This is a genomic window from Pseudomonas sp. 300, assembly GCF_055803035.1.
Genome location: NZ_JAVLRV010000003.1, coordinates 697649 through 714221, shown reverse-complemented (window position 1 = coordinate 714221; position 16573 = coordinate 697649). Strand labels below are relative to the sequence as shown.

At 51.9% G+C, this 16573-nt stretch carries 16 protein-coding genes and 1 pseudogene; 13 read left to right on the top strand and 4 right to left on the bottom strand.

Annotated features, from left to right (window positions below; translation table 11 throughout):
- Positions 1-171: 171 nt before the first annotated feature.
- The 3 genes and pseudogenes from copC to Q7W83_RS28640 all read left to right on the top strand — a co-directional run.
- Positions 172-555 carry a copper homeostasis periplasmic binding protein CopC gene (gene copC / locus Q7W83_RS28650; RefSeq protein ID WP_024014909.1) on the top strand — a complete coding sequence of 128 codons (384 nt, stop codon included), beginning with the start codon at positions 172-174 and terminating at the stop codon, positions 553-555.
- Positions 556-558: 3 nt separating this feature from the next.
- Positions 559-1497, top strand: coding sequence for a copper homeostasis membrane protein CopD (gene copD / locus Q7W83_RS28645; RefSeq protein WP_019816987.1), 939 nt, complete (start codon positions 559-561; stop codon positions 1495-1497).
- Between the two features lie 73 nt (positions 1498-1570).
- Positions 1571-1794 (top strand): annotated as a pseudogene (locus Q7W83_RS28640) (hypothetical protein); the annotation flags it as partial.
- A 290-nt stretch (positions 1795-2084) separates the two neighbouring features.
- On the opposite strand, the gene Q7W83_RS28635 reads toward Q7W83_RS28640, so the two are convergent.
- Positions 2085-2492 (bottom strand): MerR family transcriptional regulator, encoded by a 408-nt coding sequence (locus tag Q7W83_RS28635; protein ID WP_019816989.1) that lies wholly within the window; start codon positions 2490-2492, stop codon positions 2085-2087.
- A 913-nt stretch (positions 2493-3405) separates the two neighbouring features.
- Between Q7W83_RS28635 and Q7W83_RS28630 the strand changes: the two genes are divergently transcribed.
- The 3 genes from Q7W83_RS28630 (at position 3406) to Q7W83_RS28620 (ending at position 6849) form a co-directional block, all read left to right on the top strand.
- Complete coding sequence (locus Q7W83_RS28630; protein ID WP_232392676.1) at positions 3406-5478, top strand: heavy metal translocating P-type ATPase; 2073 nt, start codon at positions 3406-3408, stop codon at positions 5476-5478.
- Positions 5479-5608: 130 nt separating this feature from the next.
- Positions 5609-6112: a signal peptidase II gene (lspA, locus tag Q7W83_RS28625; RefSeq protein ID WP_473658340.1), complete on the top strand. Its 504-nt coding sequence runs from the start codon at positions 5609-5611 to the stop codon at positions 6110-6112.
- Between the two features lie 143 nt (positions 6113-6255).
- On the top strand, positions 6256-6849 hold the full coding sequence (locus Q7W83_RS28620) for a helix-turn-helix transcriptional regulator (RefSeq protein WP_225568928.1): 594 nt from the start codon (positions 6256-6258) through the stop codon (positions 6847-6849).
- A gap of 56 nt (positions 6850-6905) precedes the next feature.
- Here the strand turns inward: Q7W83_RS28620 and Q7W83_RS28615 are convergent, their stop codons facing one another.
- Complete coding sequence (locus Q7W83_RS28615) at positions 6906-7799, bottom strand: cation efflux transmembrane domain-containing protein (RefSeq protein ID WP_032872266.1); 894 nt, start codon at positions 7797-7799, stop codon at positions 6906-6908.
- Between the two features lie 158 nt (positions 7800-7957).
- On the opposite strand from Q7W83_RS28615, the gene Q7W83_RS28610 reads away from it, so the two are divergent.
- From Q7W83_RS28610 to Q7W83_RS28580, 7 genes are all read left to right on the top strand, one after another.
- On the top strand, positions 7958-8830 hold the full coding sequence (locus Q7W83_RS28610; RefSeq protein ID WP_019816994.1) for a sterol desaturase family protein: 873 nt from the start codon (positions 7958-7960) through the stop codon (positions 8828-8830).
- A 253-nt stretch (positions 8831-9083) separates the two neighbouring features.
- Positions 9084-9476, top strand: a complete 393-nt coding sequence (locus tag Q7W83_RS28605; RefSeq protein WP_404942396.1) for a DUF6957 family protein — start codon at positions 9084-9086, stop codon at positions 9474-9476.
- Positions 9477-9759: 283 nt separating this feature from the next.
- The gene (locus Q7W83_RS28600) at positions 9760-10017 is read left to right on the top strand and encodes a BPSL0761 family protein (RefSeq protein ID WP_045060513.1); all 258 of its coding nucleotides are present in this window, start codon (positions 9760-9762) and stop codon (positions 10015-10017) included.
- Positions 10018-10301: 284 nt separating this feature from the next.
- Positions 10302-11435 carry a nucleoid-associated protein gene (locus tag Q7W83_RS28595; protein ID WP_045060514.1) on the top strand — a complete coding sequence of 378 codons (1134 nt, stop codon included), beginning with the start codon at positions 10302-10304 and terminating at the stop codon, positions 11433-11435.
- A gap of 2 nt (positions 11436-11437) precedes the next feature.
- The gene (locus Q7W83_RS28590; protein ID WP_115146710.1) at positions 11438-12700 is read left to right on the top strand and encodes a hypothetical protein; all 1263 of its coding nucleotides are present in this window, start codon (positions 11438-11440) and stop codon (positions 12698-12700) included.
- A gap of 375 nt (positions 12701-13075) precedes the next feature.
- Complete coding sequence (locus tag Q7W83_RS28585; protein ID WP_045061356.1) at positions 13076-13378, top strand: hypothetical protein; 303 nt, start codon at positions 13076-13078, stop codon at positions 13376-13378.
- Positions 13379-14090: 712 nt separating this feature from the next.
- Positions 14091-15416: an OprD family porin gene (locus tag Q7W83_RS28580; protein ID WP_045061357.1), complete on the top strand. Its 1326-nt coding sequence runs from the start codon at positions 14091-14093 to the stop codon at positions 15414-15416.
- 377 nt (positions 15417-15793) lie between these two features.
- On the opposite strand, the gene Q7W83_RS28575 is transcribed toward Q7W83_RS28580, so the two are convergent.
- Positions 15794-16126 (bottom strand): DUF2790 domain-containing protein, encoded by a 333-nt coding sequence (locus Q7W83_RS28575; protein ID WP_017341680.1) that lies wholly within the window; start codon positions 16124-16126, stop codon positions 15794-15796.
- 142 nt (positions 16127-16268) lie between these two features.
- A complete protein-coding gene (locus Q7W83_RS28570; RefSeq protein ID WP_017341679.1) occupies positions 16269-16466 on the bottom strand; it encodes a co-regulatory protein PtrA N-terminal domain-containing protein in 198 nt (65 codons plus the stop codon).
- Positions 16467-16573 lie beyond the last annotated feature (107 nt).

Here is a 16573-nt window from a genome sequence, read left to right as displayed (position 1 = left end):
GTGTGGCATCGTGTTCTCGCACTGTGACGTTAGGGCTAGCGAGTTTCTCCTGTTCAACCTGGCGAAGAGGACGGGGGCTCCAAGTTAATCAACAGTGGTTTTTAAAGAAATTAAAAACTAGTTCCTCCCAAAAAACCTCGAATCAACAGCGCTTGCTGTGAGGAGTCTTGCATGTCATTCCTTAAAACTACGTCCGTGGCTGTTGCAATCACTGCTGGTTTGCTTCTGAGTGCAGTGGCCCAGGCACATCCAAAACTACTTTCTTCCACTCCGGCAGAAGGCTCGGATGCGGCGGCTCCGTCGAAAATCGAACTGCATTTTTCTGAGAATCTCACCACTCAGTTCTCCGGTGCAAAGCTGATCATGACCGACATGCCAGGCATGCCTAACTCACCCATGGGTGTAAAGGCCGCCGTCGCTGCTGGTGGTGATCCGAAAACCATGGTGATTACGCCGGCTGCACCGCTGACCACCGGCACCTACAAAGTTGAATGGCGTGCAGTGTCTTCGGACACCCACCCGATCACCGGCAACTTTTCATTCAAAGTGAAATAATCCATGAGCGACTCATTAAATATCGTGGTTCGCTTTGCTCTCTATTTTGACCTGATGTTGTTATTTGGACTGGCCATATTTGGCTTGTACAGCCTCAGGGGAAAGGAAAGGGTATCGGGCACGGTCTTGAACTTTGAGTCGCTTCTCTACGGTACTTCTGTTGCAGGTGTAGTTCTGTCCCTTGCTGCGATGTTGTTGCTTGCAAAAGCAATGAGCGGTGTATCGGAGCTTATGGAGCTACATCACCACATTTTTGAAATGGTCATCATGGGCACCGACGTTGGGCTGACCTGGATGGTTCGGATAGCCGCCTTGGTGGGGGCAATTCTGGGCGTCGCGTTGAATAAACGATATCCGACACCCAGCCTCTGGATCGTCACCGTCTGTGGAGCAATCGCGTTGGCCACGCTAGCCTGGACGGGGCATGGTGCCATGGACGAAGGCAGCCGCCGCTACTGGCATTTTCTCAGCGACATTTTCCATTTATTAGCGGCAGGTGGCTGGTTGGGTGCTCTAGCGGCCTTCGCTCTACTGCTACGGTTGAAATCGCTGAAGGGTGAGGAGGAAGCACGTATTCTTGCCCGCGTGCTGACTGGCTTTGAGTCGGCCGGCGGTGTGATTGTTGCGATCATAAGCGTTACGGGAGTAGTAAATTACCTTTTCATCGTCGGTCCCAACCTTGATGAGGTCATGCTCAGTACCTATGGCCAGTTGCTGTTTTTGAAGATCCTGCTCTTTGCCGGGATGATCGTTTTAGCGACGCTGAACCGCTTTCACTTAAGCCCGCTATTGGAGCGCTCGGTTCGCAATGGTCAATACTCTGTAGCGGTCAATGCCTTGCGCCGCAGCATGAAATTCGAATTCCTGATGGCAATCCTCATCATCTGTCTTGTCGCATGGTTAGGCACGCTAAGTCCTGAAATGGAAATGAGCGCGCAATAGAGGTTTCTGGCAGCTAACCCAGAAGCCTGGAGCGTGATTGTTAGCACCATTTCTACTGGCTACACTTCAGCCCATGACACGCTGTCTACGGCTTTGCCTGATTTTCCTGATTAGCCTGGCGCTTCCCCTCAGCGGGATGGCGGGTGTTCAAGCGCCGGAGAGCCATGTCCAATGAAACCCTTGGATGGCGGATGACAACATGGGCCAACGCTGCCGCCGTGACATGAAGTCCCCCGAACTCGGTGAACCCCGTAAGCCGAGCAAGGGTGCAAAACAGGCGGTAAGCTGCACATTTCAAAGCGGCAATGAATTTACCCTGTCGCACGGTTAAGCACTTTGCGTCAGAAATTTAATAAGCACGGAGGTGTCGGTGGTTCAATAATGATAACTGAGCACGGTTAACTTAGAGCTATTACCATCGATTTTCCCACATGTCGCCGCATGCGGTTTTAATGGGATGGCAAATTTGCGAACCACAGGACAATCCTAAGGCACGCATCCTGAAATAAACCAAGATAGCGGACTTTATTGCACAATGACGATTCTCACCTCGTACAATCTCTACGCACATGGAGTCTTTTGCCGCGTTAACTACGATTCGACAATGATTCAATGATGCGACATTGCTCTATAACACCACCGTGGCAGCAAACACTCAGTCGTGTCAGTTCGGCTTCTAAACCTCGTAAGTCCTGAATACGGATTCGAACTTGTTGGAGTTGCCCTTGCACTTTCGCATCCACAGCGGCGCAGGAAGCGTCGCGTCGGTCAGCCAGGCCGAGTAGATCGCGAATGTCATCGACGCTGAACCCAAGCGCGCGGCTGCGACGGATAAACAGCAGCCGGTTGCGCTCTTCATCTGTGTAAAAGCGATAACCCGACGGTGATCTTCCAGCAGAAGGCAGCAGCCCTGACTGCTCGTAATAGCGGATGGTTACGGCTTTGGTATCGGTCAGCTTCGCCAAGGCACCGATCGTGTACGTGGGCGCATTCATTTCTCTTGACCCTATAGTTGCTGGAATCCTCATTCTACTCGCGTCAGGCAACAAGCAAATCCTTGCTCACCGTTCTACCGATCGCCAGGCCTCTGATCGATGAAAACCCTCCCCGCCGATCTCTTCAACTCGAGTTTGGACGCTTTGCTCTGCACATGGCTGCTTACCTTCGTAGCAGAGCTTCTGTGCTGCTCGTCGGCCGCCGCATAGGGCAAGTGCCCTGTGTGCTTTGCTGTGAGGACGGGATGCCGCCTGATATTAGCGTCACGAAATAGGACGCCGTTGATGCCAACACCGTAGGCGCGAGGGGAAGCAGCATTTCCTATCTACTACCGGCCACTTACTCACTGTGATCACGTTGAACATGAATGGTCGCTGGTGGATGCCTTAAGGCATCGAAGAATCTCTTGACCTTATAGTGGCTATAAGGTGTTCACTCTCGCCATGAAAAGCGGAGAGCGTTCTCATGAAAAACTGTTGCGGTGACGAGCAAGCACCAAAAAAGCCAGCGGGCGTGGACGTTTTTGACCCTGTCGCATCCGGGAGCTGCTGTGCGACTTCCGCAACATCGGGTGAAGACGAAACCGATCGAGATCGAACTACCAGTTGCTGTTCTTCTAAGACCTCGGACGTGAATCCTGCGCTTTCAACAACCAAAAGTGCGGATGGCTGCTCTGCTGGAGGCAACGGCGGAAAGACAAGCTGCTCCACTTCATCTCCGACATCTTCTCAATATCCACCTACCGAACCGAACGAGCCCACCACCTCGGTTGTTACCGATGCATGTTGCTCTGCATCTGGAACGGATGGCCCAAGCGCGTGCGCATCCAAAGTGTCATCAGCCGTTGTCAACGACACGGCTCGCTTGAGTCGTTTCCGGATTGGGCAAATGTGCTGTCCTACCGAGCAGGCGATGATTGAGGGCAAGCTTGCAAAGATGCCTGGAATTCAGAAATTGGAATTCAACATGATGAACCGTACTCTAGGTGTCTGGCACGAATTGCCACATACCCTGGGAATCGAAGCGGCCGTGTCATCGCTTGGTATGCAGGCGGAACCGTTGAATGGCGCGGTCGACGTACCAGGCGCGGATAAGCAGCAAAGCCAGTTTGAAGCTGAATCACTGCGCAAAAGCACCTGGTGGCCGTTAGCGCTGTCTGGTATTGCTGCGGTAGGCGCGGAAATTTTGCATTTCACCCAGGCAGCCCCCGAATGGGTGATTGCTGCTGTAGCTTTAATCTCGGTAGCACTCTGCGGGCCCGCGACTTACAAGAAAGGTTGGATCTCTCTCAAAAATTTCAATCTCAACATAAACGCGTTGATGAGCATTGCGGTGACGGGAGCGGTCCTGATTGGGCAGTGGCCAGAAGCGGCGATGGTCATGTTTTTATTTACTGTTGCCGAATTGGTTGAGGCCAAGTCGTTGGATCGTGCACGCAATGCGATCAAAGGACTGATGGACTTGACCCCAAATCATGCAACGGTGCGCCAGGCAGACGGCAGTTGGCTGGACGTAGATGTCAAAACCGTCCAGATCAGCTCCTTGGTTCGAGTTCGCCCCGGCGAGCGCATTGGTCTGGATGGCAACGTGATCTCCGGCAACTCTACCGTAAACCAAGCCCCTATCACCGGGGAAAGCTTGCCCATCGAGAAAGCTGTCGGTGACCCTGTTTATGCCGGCTCGATCAATGAGTCCGGTTCCTTCGAGTACCGCGTGACGGCTGAGGCCAGCAATACGACACTGGCCCGGATTATTCATGCTGTGGAGGAAGCCCAAGGTTCACGCGCCCCGATCCAGCGGGTCGTCGATAAGTTCGCCAAGGTTTATACGCCATCGGTGTTTTTCTTCGCCCTTGCCGTTGCGATATTCCCGCCCCTGTTTATGGCCGGATTATGGGCTGACTGGATTTATCGGGCGCTGGTGCTTCTGGTAGTCGCTTGCCCTTGCGCACTGGTGATTTCGACCCCGGTGACCATTGTAAGCGGCCTCGCGGCAGCGGCGCGAAAAGGCATTTTAATCAAGGGCGGGGCGTACCTGGAAAGCGGTCGCAAGATCACCCATCTGGCCTTGGATAAAACTGGGACCATTACCCATGGCAAGCCCGTACAGACCGATTTCCTGCCTCTAGCTGATGGATTATCTAGAGATTATCGCATTGCCGCCGCGAGCCTTGCCCAACGTTCGGATCATCCGGTTTCGCGGGCTATTGCCAAACAAACGGCCCAGCAATCGCTGCGGTTGCTGGAAGTGGATAACTTCGAAGCGCTGCTGGGCCGAGGGGTCCGCGGCGAGATCGAGGGTAAGCGCTACCAGTTGGGTAACCATCGTTTGTTGGAGGAGTTGGGGTTCTGCTCACCTAATACCGAAGCCGCCCTGGGCCACCTTGAGCGGCAAGGGAAAACTGTAGTCATTCTGTCCGATGACAAACGGGCGCTGGCGTTGTTTGCAGTCGCCGATACGGTAAAAGCCACCAGCCGAGCCGCAATCGAGGAGCTTCACGCGTTAGGTGTGAAGACTGTGATGTTGACAGGGGACAACCCACATACCGCGCTGGCAATTGCCGCGCAGGTAAACATTGACGAGGCCAAGGGCAATCTCCTACCGATCGATAAGCTCAAAGCCATCGAAGCCTTGATCGATCATAAAGGCACCGTCGGCATGGTCGGTGACGGAATAAACGATGCCCCTGCGCTTGCTCGGGCTGATGTGGGCTTCGCGATGGGGGCAGCTGGCACCGATACGGCGATCGAGACTGCTGACGTAGCAATCATGGATGATGATTTGCGCAAGATTCCTGCCTTCATTCGTCTCTCCCGCCAGACCGGAGCAGTACTTACGCAAAACATTGCGCTCGCGCTGGGCGTTAAAGCCATCTTCCTAGCCGTTACGCTCACTGGTCACGCTACGATGTGGATGGCGGTATTCGCGGATATGGGGGTAAGCCTGTTGGTAGTACTGAATGGCCTGCGCTTGCTGCGCAAATGATACGGACACGATGCCTGCTTTGCTGTTCCAAGACCTGGATCCCAGTGGGTGATACCGCACGAGCAAGAGTCAGTGCTTTTCAAAAAATACCAGTTTCAGATGTACTGGAACGGTTACTACGGAATAGCCAATGAACGGTTTCCCAATGACAGCTCGTGTACAGCCGCCTACTTTGTGGTGGGGAATTGCAGCGGTCCTGGCGTTGATCGATCAAAGTCTAAAGCTTGGCGTCGAGCACCTTTATGAGCTGGGCTCATCGGTCGCCGTAGGCTCATTTTTCAACATAGTGCATGCACGCAATACCGGCGCCGCGTTCAGCTTCTTGGCTGACGCTGGAGGCTGGCAGCGTTACCTTTTCGTTGTTGTTGCGCTAGCCGTAGCATTGACGCTCGTCGCGATCCTTCAACGGGAACGTCACTGGAGCGAAGCCTTGGGCTATTGTCTCGTTTTGGGTGGGGCTGTTGGCAATCTTATCGACCGTTCTTTGCGAGGCTTTGTCGTGGACTATCTGGATTTTCACTATCAAGGCTGGCACTGGCCCGCGTTTAATCTCGCAGATATATGTATTGTCAACGGCGCATCGTTTTTATTGGTCATAAGCGTGATTAGCCCCGCGTCGCCAAGCAAACGTTGACGATGGAGCGCCACCTTCCAGTACGTGTCCTAAGGTGGTCTGGTCGCGCATGGCTAACGCCTGGGTTAGCGGTTTTTGCTGGGCATGCTGGTCATCAAGATTGGCATCAGCATCAGGCTCACCAAATAGCTATAGGTATCGACGTGCCTGTAACAGTGGAATGCCTGCCGCGTCAGCACACCGAGTTTGCAGTGTTTATTCCAGCCGGTGTTCGGCATCGAATCAGCGGAGCCCTCATCGTTTCAATCTACTTGGACGTCTTGGCAGAAGAGGGCCAGGTTTTGCCGAAGACCATGACGCCGATTCCGATCAATATCGCCCCGGCTGACGCCGCACTAATTGCTGACTCCTTGAAGGCAGGCGCGGGAGACACTCGGTCCGCAGTGCGAAAAGCCCTACAGATAACCGATGCACCTCCAGTCGCCGATCCTCGCCTGGCAATAGTCAGCACGGCCATTTACCAGGGCATGGTACGACGTGAAGAGTTGGCAGCACTGGTACACCTGTCCCCAACTCGATTCTCGCATTGGTTCGTGGAACAAACCGGTTTGCCGCTGCGTAGCTATGCTAAATGGCTACGACTGACCCAAGCTGTTCGACATCTGGCATCCGGAGAACCTATAACCACCGCTGCGCACGCGTCAGGCTTCTCCGACTCAGCCCACTTTTCCAGAACCTTTCGCTCGCTGTTGGGTATAGATCCCTCATCGGCGCTCGCCGAAGTGAGCTTGCATTAAGCGACTAGGTTAGAGGCTTGCGGCCTTAGCTACAGGCCGCTCGCCGATTGGAATAGTTAAGCTTTTAGAGCCAGGATTCGACGTGCGCCGTTCAAAACGATCAGGCCAACGACCGTACCAATCACCAAGTCTGGGTACGGAGACCCTGTCCAAGCGACCAATGCTCCTGCAGCGATTACGCCAACGTTCGCAATCACATCGTTGGCTGAGAAAATCCAACTCGCTTTCATGTGTGCTCCTCCTTCGCGGTGGCTGTAGATCAGCCACAGGCAAGTGACGTTTGCCACCAGCGCGACGGCGCCTATCCCCATCATCAGCATCGATTCAGGTTCACTGCCATAGAGAAAGCGTCGAGCAACTTCCAAAAGCACACCCAAAGCTAGAATGATCTGAAACATACCTGCCAGGTGTGCTGCACGTACTTGCATTCCCGCGCTGCGGCCGACCGCAAAGAGGGCCAGCCCGTAAACGGCCGCATCAGCAAACATGTCCAGCGAGTCGGCAATCAGCCCCGTCGATTGGGCAATCAGGCCAGCACTCATTTCGGCGAGAAACATTGCACCATTGATGCCGAGCAATATTTTTAATGTGCTGGCTTCCTTTGAAGCGTTTTGCTCTTCATTGGCACTGTTGGCTGATACGGACTCTGGGCTGATGGGCTGCGTATCTAATAGCCTTGCCCCCAAGCCAAGTGACTCCAACTTGGTAGCGATCTGCTCTACGGCCCCTTCGTGAAAAACACTCACCTGTCTACCGGATAGGTCAAAAGAAAGTGAAGCTATTTCCTGCAAGCCATTCAGCGCGAGTCTGATCATCCGTTCTTCGGAAGGACAGTCCATTTTTGGTACTGAAAATTTGCTGATCCATGTCCCTTCATTTAATGGCTTAGCTGCTGCTTCTGGGCCTGCTGAAGCCGGGCCACAGCCACAGGATTTGTCACACGAACTCATGGGGCCGCTCCTCTAAATACACTTGATCCTGTCGATTACAAACCTTCTAGCCGCTATAAGGTCAAGCGAGGATATTCATCATTCGATTGTAGCTCTTTCGTTCAATCCAAACGCCAGCCTGTGACTTATCGTCTTCGCTTCCTAAAAGGAGGTGAGCGATGATCATTATTTTCCGATACGTCATACGTTGGATGAGCTATCCGCTCATATTTGGTGGCACCGCTGCGTTCATGGTTTGGGCGCTTTACACCGGGATTCCGCCATGGCCCACAACACTCCTGATCGCTATTGTGAGCTTGTTCACGATCGCCGCGCTGGAGCAATTCCAACCCTTTCGTCAATCCTGGCTCGAAGATCATCAAGACACCTCGACCGATTTATTGCATATGCTGGTCAACCTTTCTGTCATTCAGTTCACTGCTGAAGTCCTCGCCAAGCTTGGCGATGCGGTGCCGGCATCAGTTCGCCTTTTTCCCAGCGAGAGTCCCCTCTGGTTACAGCTGGTTCTGGTCGCAACCGTCCTCGATTTAAGCCTGTATGTCATGCATCGCATCAGCCATCGGGTGCATTGGCTGTGGCGTATGCACATGATTCATCACAGCGCTGATCGCCTTTATTGGATGAATGGGGAGCGCAGACATCCGCTGCATGCGGCGCTAATGGCCGGACCGGGGCTGGTGGTTCTGCTCGCCTCAGGTGCGCCGTCGGCCGTTATCGCGACTTGGTTCAGCATCTTGACCGTTCATTTAGCCTTCCAGCATTCGAACCTGGACTACTCGTTGGGCTGGTTACGCAACGTGATTGGAGTCGCCGAGACACATCGCTGGCACCATAAGCGAGAGTTCGAAGATGCCCAGGTCAACTTCGGAGAGTTTTTACTTATTTGGGATCACCTATTTGGAACCTTCTATGACGCAGCAAACAAGCTCGGTGATGCGCAGGTAGGGCTAAAAGAGCGAGACTTTCCAACAGGCTATCGTGCGCAGCTAATCGCGCCGTTTAGGCGCAAGCCTCAGAACCATATGATCTGAAGTTGCGTACCACGAAACGCCTATTCGCGCATTTACTGCCATGTGTTGTAGGGTAAGCGTCCAGCCAACACACCTTCCGAACTCCAGCATTAAGGGCGATGGTGTCCGCGTATTTTCAACTGCTGCCGCATCGGTGGATGCCCGCCTGAGTCACGCAAGGTGACTTCGGCGGACGCTTACGTTTTACGGGCAGCTATGCTGACTGGTGTGATTGATAGTTCGACTCGATTTTTGAAGTGGGTCGGAGGGACGAATGAATCTTGAGGGCCTAGCCGAACTGCTTTCCGGTGGCGAAAAACTACCTGGATGTGAGCTAGCTCATTCAGACGCCTTGGCACTGGTCGGATTTTACTTCCCTGGACGCGCCTATTGTCTAGTCGCTGACTGGACAGTGGTTGATATAGCGGTCTCCCCCCGTCAGTTAAACGCCGTTGCTAGAAGAGGAGTCACTCCTACTTTGGTCAACGCTTTATGTGTTATCCACGATAGCAAAGGACGTTTCCCTCGCGGTCACTGGGTAAGAACTTCATTGGGGGTTTCGTTCACCCATGATTGCCTGTTCGAGACAAAAAACACCGTTTATGTGTTGATGGGACCCGGTCGAAGGGTACGAACAGACCTGGACGTCGCGCAGAGCCTGTACTGAAAGTCACTGGTGCGCAATGTGGCAGTCATCGACGTTCAGCGTTTTAGGTTTCGTCCGCCTCAGCCATCCCTATATTTTTCCGGTGCTTACCAAGACTTAGTGTTGGCCACGTATCAGCAATCGCCCCCTAGAACTTGGCTTGATAGGGGGTAGCCTGTCTACTTCAGAGGAGCCGAGCGGCGTGCTTGCTATAATTCAAACGAATGGTTCACACCCCCAGAATCCTCGGCGATGGCGGTTGGTTTTCTAAGGTTAAGCGCAAATTCTAGCGGAGTGGCAACACATGACTATGCCCTGCGAGCGTACCCGGAGTATCGTCCAAACAGGCGAGTTCTTGCGTGAGCTGTCCAGAGATCAGACTCTCCCAGAATCTGTTCGTCAGCAGGCAAAACGCCTCCTGCGGCATTACCCAGAACCATGGGTGATCTTTGGGATCGGCTCCTTCGAAGAGCTGCTTCAAACAAAGGGTCCGAGCGATCCAACGCGAGAGTTCGCGATAGTGGTCCACACTCCCCAGTTGAGCTCCAGCACTGACGGATAAGGCTGGAAAAACTTCCTCAGACTGAGTCTATGATAGAGACCATGGTCTGTGGCAATCCGCGATGGTGCTGTCCGCGCTTCAACGCTCCGACCCTCGTGTTGATGAACGGCATAGATTCTTATGCTGTATGCATGTACAGTTAATGGGTTCTTGCGGCCTTACTCATTGCCTAAGTGTTGAAGCCCTTAGGCGGTGTCATGTGCCGAGATAAGCCCTGAAGTTTGTTGGGTAAGGTGTTATTTTCAGTGATTCCATATTGATACTATCGGAACGGAATTCGACCTATGATCACACTGAAAACTGCCATTATTCACAGCTTCAAGAAGCTGGCCAAGACCAGCTTTATCTCCGAGGTGGTCAAGAAGGATGTGGCGCTCGATACTGAAAATCCTGCGTTGCATTTTCTGGTCAATGGCATCCACGGCCTCATCGGCAAAGAAGGCAACAGCGTGGTCTATGGACAGTTTGCCAATGATGACCGTCAGGGGCCGTTTCCAGAGCGCTTCACCGCGTTCGTAGAAGTACAAGATGATGAAGCGCAATTTATCGACTTGACCCACTTGGCAATGGACCAACTGGTGGAGCAAGCCGGTAATCAAGTCTTGTCGACTGGTGGACACATCCTTTGCGCCCAGTACACCTCGGGCGCAACCGACTTTTTCCTGGTCGCCAGCATGAAGGAGCGCGGTGGTATTCAGCTGGACGAAAACTATGTGCCGAAGGAAATTCAAGAGGTCGATCTCAACAAGGTTCAGCAGGCCGCCAGGATCAACTTGGCTAGCTTCGTGGCCATAAAGGCTATGGCTGCTGCGGCCGCTGCTGCGCCTGAGCAGGATGAGGATGACGCGGAGGATGAAGTGGATTCAACCTACCTGTGCTTCATCAGCCGCGGCCGTGATAGTCAGGCATCTGACTATTTCATTTCTGCACTGGGTTGTGCGAAAGGAGTGGCCTCCGGACGCGCTACCAAAAATGCCATTGATAACGTTGCCCGGTTTTTTCGCGACAACAAAGCGTTAAAAAGCTTTGGTTATAAGGCCAAAGAGGCGGTGATCAAATATCTGGAGGAGCAGTTGGCCGCAGGTAAGTCCGCACGCCTGGACGCCATCTGCCACGTCGCTGTCGCACACGTACCCGCTGACTTAGTGGATGAAATCGTTGGGCTGAAAGACTATTTGAATAGTGAGAAACATAAGGTGCCGGACGACTTTACGGTCAATGCGAAATCGCTGAAAGAGAAGACCCGTATCAAGGGGGACGCTGCTAACTGGTCGTTGCAATTCGAGCGTGGAGCGTTAGGTAAGGATCCGGCCGCAGACGTTTACTATGATGAGGGACGGAAGAAGTTGACCCTGTCCAATCTGACTGCCGAACTGGTTGGTGTGATCGAGAAAGAATTGCTGGCTAGGGCTGGCTAAGAATGTTTTCCAATGTGGTAGCTCTCTACCGTACCCTCGGAGCGCCCACCATTGAGGATGGGGTCATCCGCTATGAGGGGAGGCCAACGCCCGACATTATCGGTGCGTTGCGAATGTGTGATGACCTGCCCGCAGCTTATGGCAAGTTCGAGCATTGCTCTGAAGAAGCTGACTCTCTCGATATTGAGTTTCGCTTGCCATCGAACGAGTCGGGCCGGTTCTACGCGAACTTAGGCGAGTTTGTCGCTCGCAATGGCTCATTGGGCAAGGGCCAATTTCCGAGCAACGTGTACATTGTTGAGCTCAGTTGGGCGGATAGTGATGACACCGAACCTTCGGCGATTAAGGCGCTCAGGCGCGTCTGCCGGATGATCGAGCTGCTTGCACTGCTAGCGATCGGCGTCGACAAAGACAGCAGTCCAGATGGTTATAACCTGTTTTTTGCCTTGCCTCCCGATGGGGCTAAGCCTCCGAGAACTTTTCTGTTGCCTACCCAGGTTGACGTCAAGGTTCTTGACTATGAGCTCAACCACCTGAGTTTGTTGGAAGAAATACTCAATCGAAAAAACGAAAACAAGGCGCACCTCTCCGAACGAAAATTGATGATTCGGATGGCGGTGGCGAGCGTCATCGAGAAGTTTGAGAGCGAGCCGAATCTGTTCTTGGTGATCGTGCGGGAGTGGCGGGAGGTCCTCGCCACGTACCGTGCGAATCTGCAAACCTACGTCTATAGCTTCTCGTTTGAGCGGGCCCGGCGCGAGGTGGCCCAGGCTGAAATCGACTATGGCACTAAGCTTAGTGGAGTACTGGGCGACATCGCGGGCAAGATGCTTGCCCTGCCGATATCGTTAGCGGGTCTGGTCGTGCTGGAGAAAACAACCTCAAAATTCGAAGGTTTTATTCTTGTCCTTGGGCTAGCAGTGGTCTCTGTGGTTCTGCTTGCGATCCTGCACAATCAAATGCTGCAAACAGAGCGCCTGCTACACAGTTTCAATGTCATCTTCGATGATTTTAAGGACAAGATAAAAACCTATCCCCCAAAACTTCAGGGCTTGCTCAGGATCACCATCGACCAGGTCGACAAGCAGGGCCGAACGCTAACCAGGACCTTTCGCTTGCTGAAGGGGCTGTCCTTGCTGCCAATCGTCGGGGCCTTGCTGCTGGCCGCGATAAAATACTGGGATGGTTTCGTATGGCTATTGATGACCATCCTGTCGATCGTGTTTTCCGCGCTCAACGTAGCCCCGAACTTTCTCAGCCCGTAAAGGCTTTGCCTCATTTCTATGGAAAATTTTAAGGTGAAATAGGATTAGTAAGTTCAAACTGTTGAATAATGATCCACGCTGCCTACAATTGATCGAGGAAAAAATTTATGCTCGCAACAAACAGATGGCAGCTGAGCACGCAGCATCCTCAACGGAGCTGGAGCGTGCGGCGGTTTTCATAAAGGCTGCGCTTTGCAGGAAATCTGGCTTATCCCTCGGCCACGTCGTTTTCAATCGCTCAGTGATGAACGTTAAGAGATGAAAACCCACCATTTGAAACTCCTGAGGCCATCACAGTTGGCAGTCAGCAGGAGCTTGCCACGTAGTCTACGTAATGAAGGTCCCGCGTCTTACATTAGCGACGAGAAATCCCAGATGAGCGTTGAACTGAATGAGGAGGATATGCGCTTGGCGCTATTCGGCTCCCCAAAACAATCCGACCCCGTAGTACTCGCAAAGCCGCAGCCGAGTCCAACGTCCCGACTAAACTCTAAACCGCTATCACTGAAGCTGAGGGTGACACTGCACGTTACCAAGGACTTCGAAGGCGACGTGAGCGTGTTCATTTATGATGCGAACACGCTGAGTACTCTTATCGCGGAACAAGAGGCTAAAAAAGAAGCTAAAAAAAAGAAATTCAAATATTTCGATGTGGTCTCGGTCAAACCCATCCAGTAACTATCGTGTCGTTAAAGAGCGTGCTTCATTGCACTGCTCTTGCTCCCTATGCAATACCACTGACCAGCCAGTTGTTTTCTTGCAGACATTCGTTTGCATGTAACTTGACCAGTATGCGCCGTAATAGGGACTGGCTGATAAAGTCCAAAAGCAACAACTCCAGCAGTATTAAAAAATACTCGGTTTTTTGAACAAGCGGATGGGGAACTCCACAACACTACATCCGGAATATTTCCGCTATTGCTATCCCATTTTGGTTAGCGGCCACCGCCTTCCGGGTACAGCTATTACCGCATCCCAACTTGACCGCGGTCACTGCTTGAATCATATAAAGCTGTGTGATGGTCAGATTGGTCAGGTGAGCCAAAAATCTAAACGATCTCGGTTCGACTTCACTGTGACGATGCATCGAGAACTGATTTCAGCTCCTGAGCATGCGCACTTTCAGGTGTGGATTCGTGCTGCTGGTTAAGAGAATTCCTGAGAAAAGCCCTAGTAAAGGTAGAGCCACCCATCGGTTGGGGGCATGCCGCAAAAGTTAATTTTGAAAAAACAGGCGAACATTACAGAATTGTAATTTTTCAATCATCTCCCCGTTATCTTCAAATTGCAACGATACAAGTCGGCGACGATACGGGAGCAGAAACTGCTCCCGTAAACAATAATTCCAGCCGAAGAGCTTTCTAGTTCTGCCGAACCTAAGGAGTGATTAATGGATAACAATACGAAATTTTCGATGGCCGCTTTGGCGTTGGTTGTCAGTTCTGGGCCTTCTATAGTGTTTGCGGAGGAAAAGACTGGGGGGTTTATCGAAGACAGCAGCCTTACCGTGCTCAATCGAAATTTCTACTTCAATCGTGATCATCGTAACGGTCAATCAAGCCCCACGGGCAATGGCTACTCCGAAGCTTGGTCGCATGCGATTATCAGTAAGTTCGAATCCGGGTTTACCCAAGGCACTGTAGGCGTGGGCGTCGACGCTTTCGCGATGATCGGTTTGAAGCTTGATACGGGTGACGGTCGTAACGGCGGTCGTAGTTCATTCGATGTGCTACCTGTCAATGGCGACGGCGAAGCTCGAGATGAATACACGAAAGTCGGTGGCGCGGCAAAAGTTCGCGCTTTTGACACTGTGGTGAAAGTAGGTGATGTATTTCCCGCCAACCCTGTCGTGGCTTCTGGCGACTCAAGGCTTTTACCGGAAAGTTTCCGTGGTGTGACCGCTACCAATACCAGCATCGAAGGGCTGACAGTTCAGGGTGGTCGCCTGCATGCTATGAGTCAACCAGTCTCCAGCAATATGCGCGACAACTTCGCAACCTTCTATGCAGGCCCAGTTAACTCACCTTGGGTCGGCTATTTTGGTGGCGACTACAATGTGAATAAGAATATTATCGTTAGTCTTTACTCCAGTCGTCTCAAAGACGCCTGGAATCAATACTATGCTGGCACCGGGTTGAACTACTCCTTCTCTGATGAGCTTTCCGTATTCGGCGGTGTGAATTACTACAAGGCCGTTGACGAAGGGAAAAAACTGCTGGGCGAGTTCGACAACAATATTTGGAGCGCTAAGGTTGGCGTGAAGTATGGCGCACACTCACTTGCACTTTCTCACCAGCGAAATAATGGTAACGACGACTTCGACTATCTGCGTCAGTCGGATTCCATCTTTCTCGACAACTCAATCCAGTACAGCGACTTCAACTCGCCAAAAGAACGTTCATGGATGGTGCGTTACGACCTCGACATGAGCTCGTATGGTGTACCTGGCTTGTCGTTTATGACACGTTATGGTCGTGGCACCGACGCCGACTACTCCAACGCCAACGCCACATACATGCGGCGCGATGCGGATGGAAACCCGTTGACCGATCAGAAACGTTGGGAGCGCGACATCGAAGTAAAATACGTCGTTCAGACAGGCTCCTTGAAAGATATGTCCTTCCGCTTGCGACAAATGAACACCCGTGCAACCGCGTTTGAGTCTGATTTGGATGAAGTCCGTGTGATCGTTGAGTACCCACTAGCGATTCTGTAATACCTGAACGGGATAATTCGTTCTTCACGAATATCCCGTTTTCGCTAGAAAGATTTCAAAAATGTAATTTTTCAATCATCTTCATGTTAACTTGAATTGCTTATAGTGAGTGGGAGTTAATAGGAATCTAGCTAGCGCATCTGGTTGGAGTCCTATAGACAAGTAGCTAGTATGTGAAAATCTGAAACTCATCGCTGTTCAGTTAAAAGCTCCAAGCTCACCTTTAGAAGCTCCTTTGGAAAAAGGTGAATTTTTAAGACGTCCCTCGGGGCGTCTTTTTTATGACCGTTAAAACACGAGCATATAAAAAACGCCCGATACCTCTAAGTATTGAGGTTAATCGAGCGTTATAAATCCCTCTGACAGCAGCATAGCTGCTAGCCGCCTCGTTTACGACACTCTCCAGCCACAGTGTACCTAATTGTATTTAGCTGTCCTTTTGAATCTTCATAGGTCATTGCGGCGGGCACCACTGCGCAGACTTTTGCAGGCCGCACCACACTGATAACCTTCACAACATCCACCTTCATCCCGTACTCGTATTCTTTCGACACAGGGGCGCTTTTCCCCTGGCTAATTGCATACTGCTCCATGGCTTTAGCATTCGCCACCATCATCTTTTCAAAGGCTTTGTCTCCTCCCCCTTCCGCCAGTACGAGAGAGGATAACGTCAGAGCTCCAGCGAAAGTAATAATACTCATGAACTTCATATTTAGTACCTCATATATTAACTGTTACAAGGATATCAATTCGAACATTGCGATGGCGTGGCGGCTAGGTTACGAATGTGTAATAAAGCCGTAAAAAAAACCGCCGCCGGAAACCGGAAGCGGTTTTTTATACGCAGTACTACTACATTTTACCTGTCTCATCTTTAGCATCACTTGAAACCACGGGAACGCTCTTCCCTTCTCTAGCAACATATGCCTCCATTGCCACATCTCGCGCCGCCATCATTTTTTCGAAGGTTCTGTCCCCCCCACCTTCGGCTAAAGCAACTGAAGAAAGGATTAAAGCACCCGCAAGAGCGCAGATTTGAGCAATTTTCATACTGACACCTCATATAGTTAACGCTAGTAGGGTATCAATTCGAACCTATCAACACGGTGGCGCCAAGATTACAGATTCGTTATGTAGCTCACATAAAAAAGCCCACT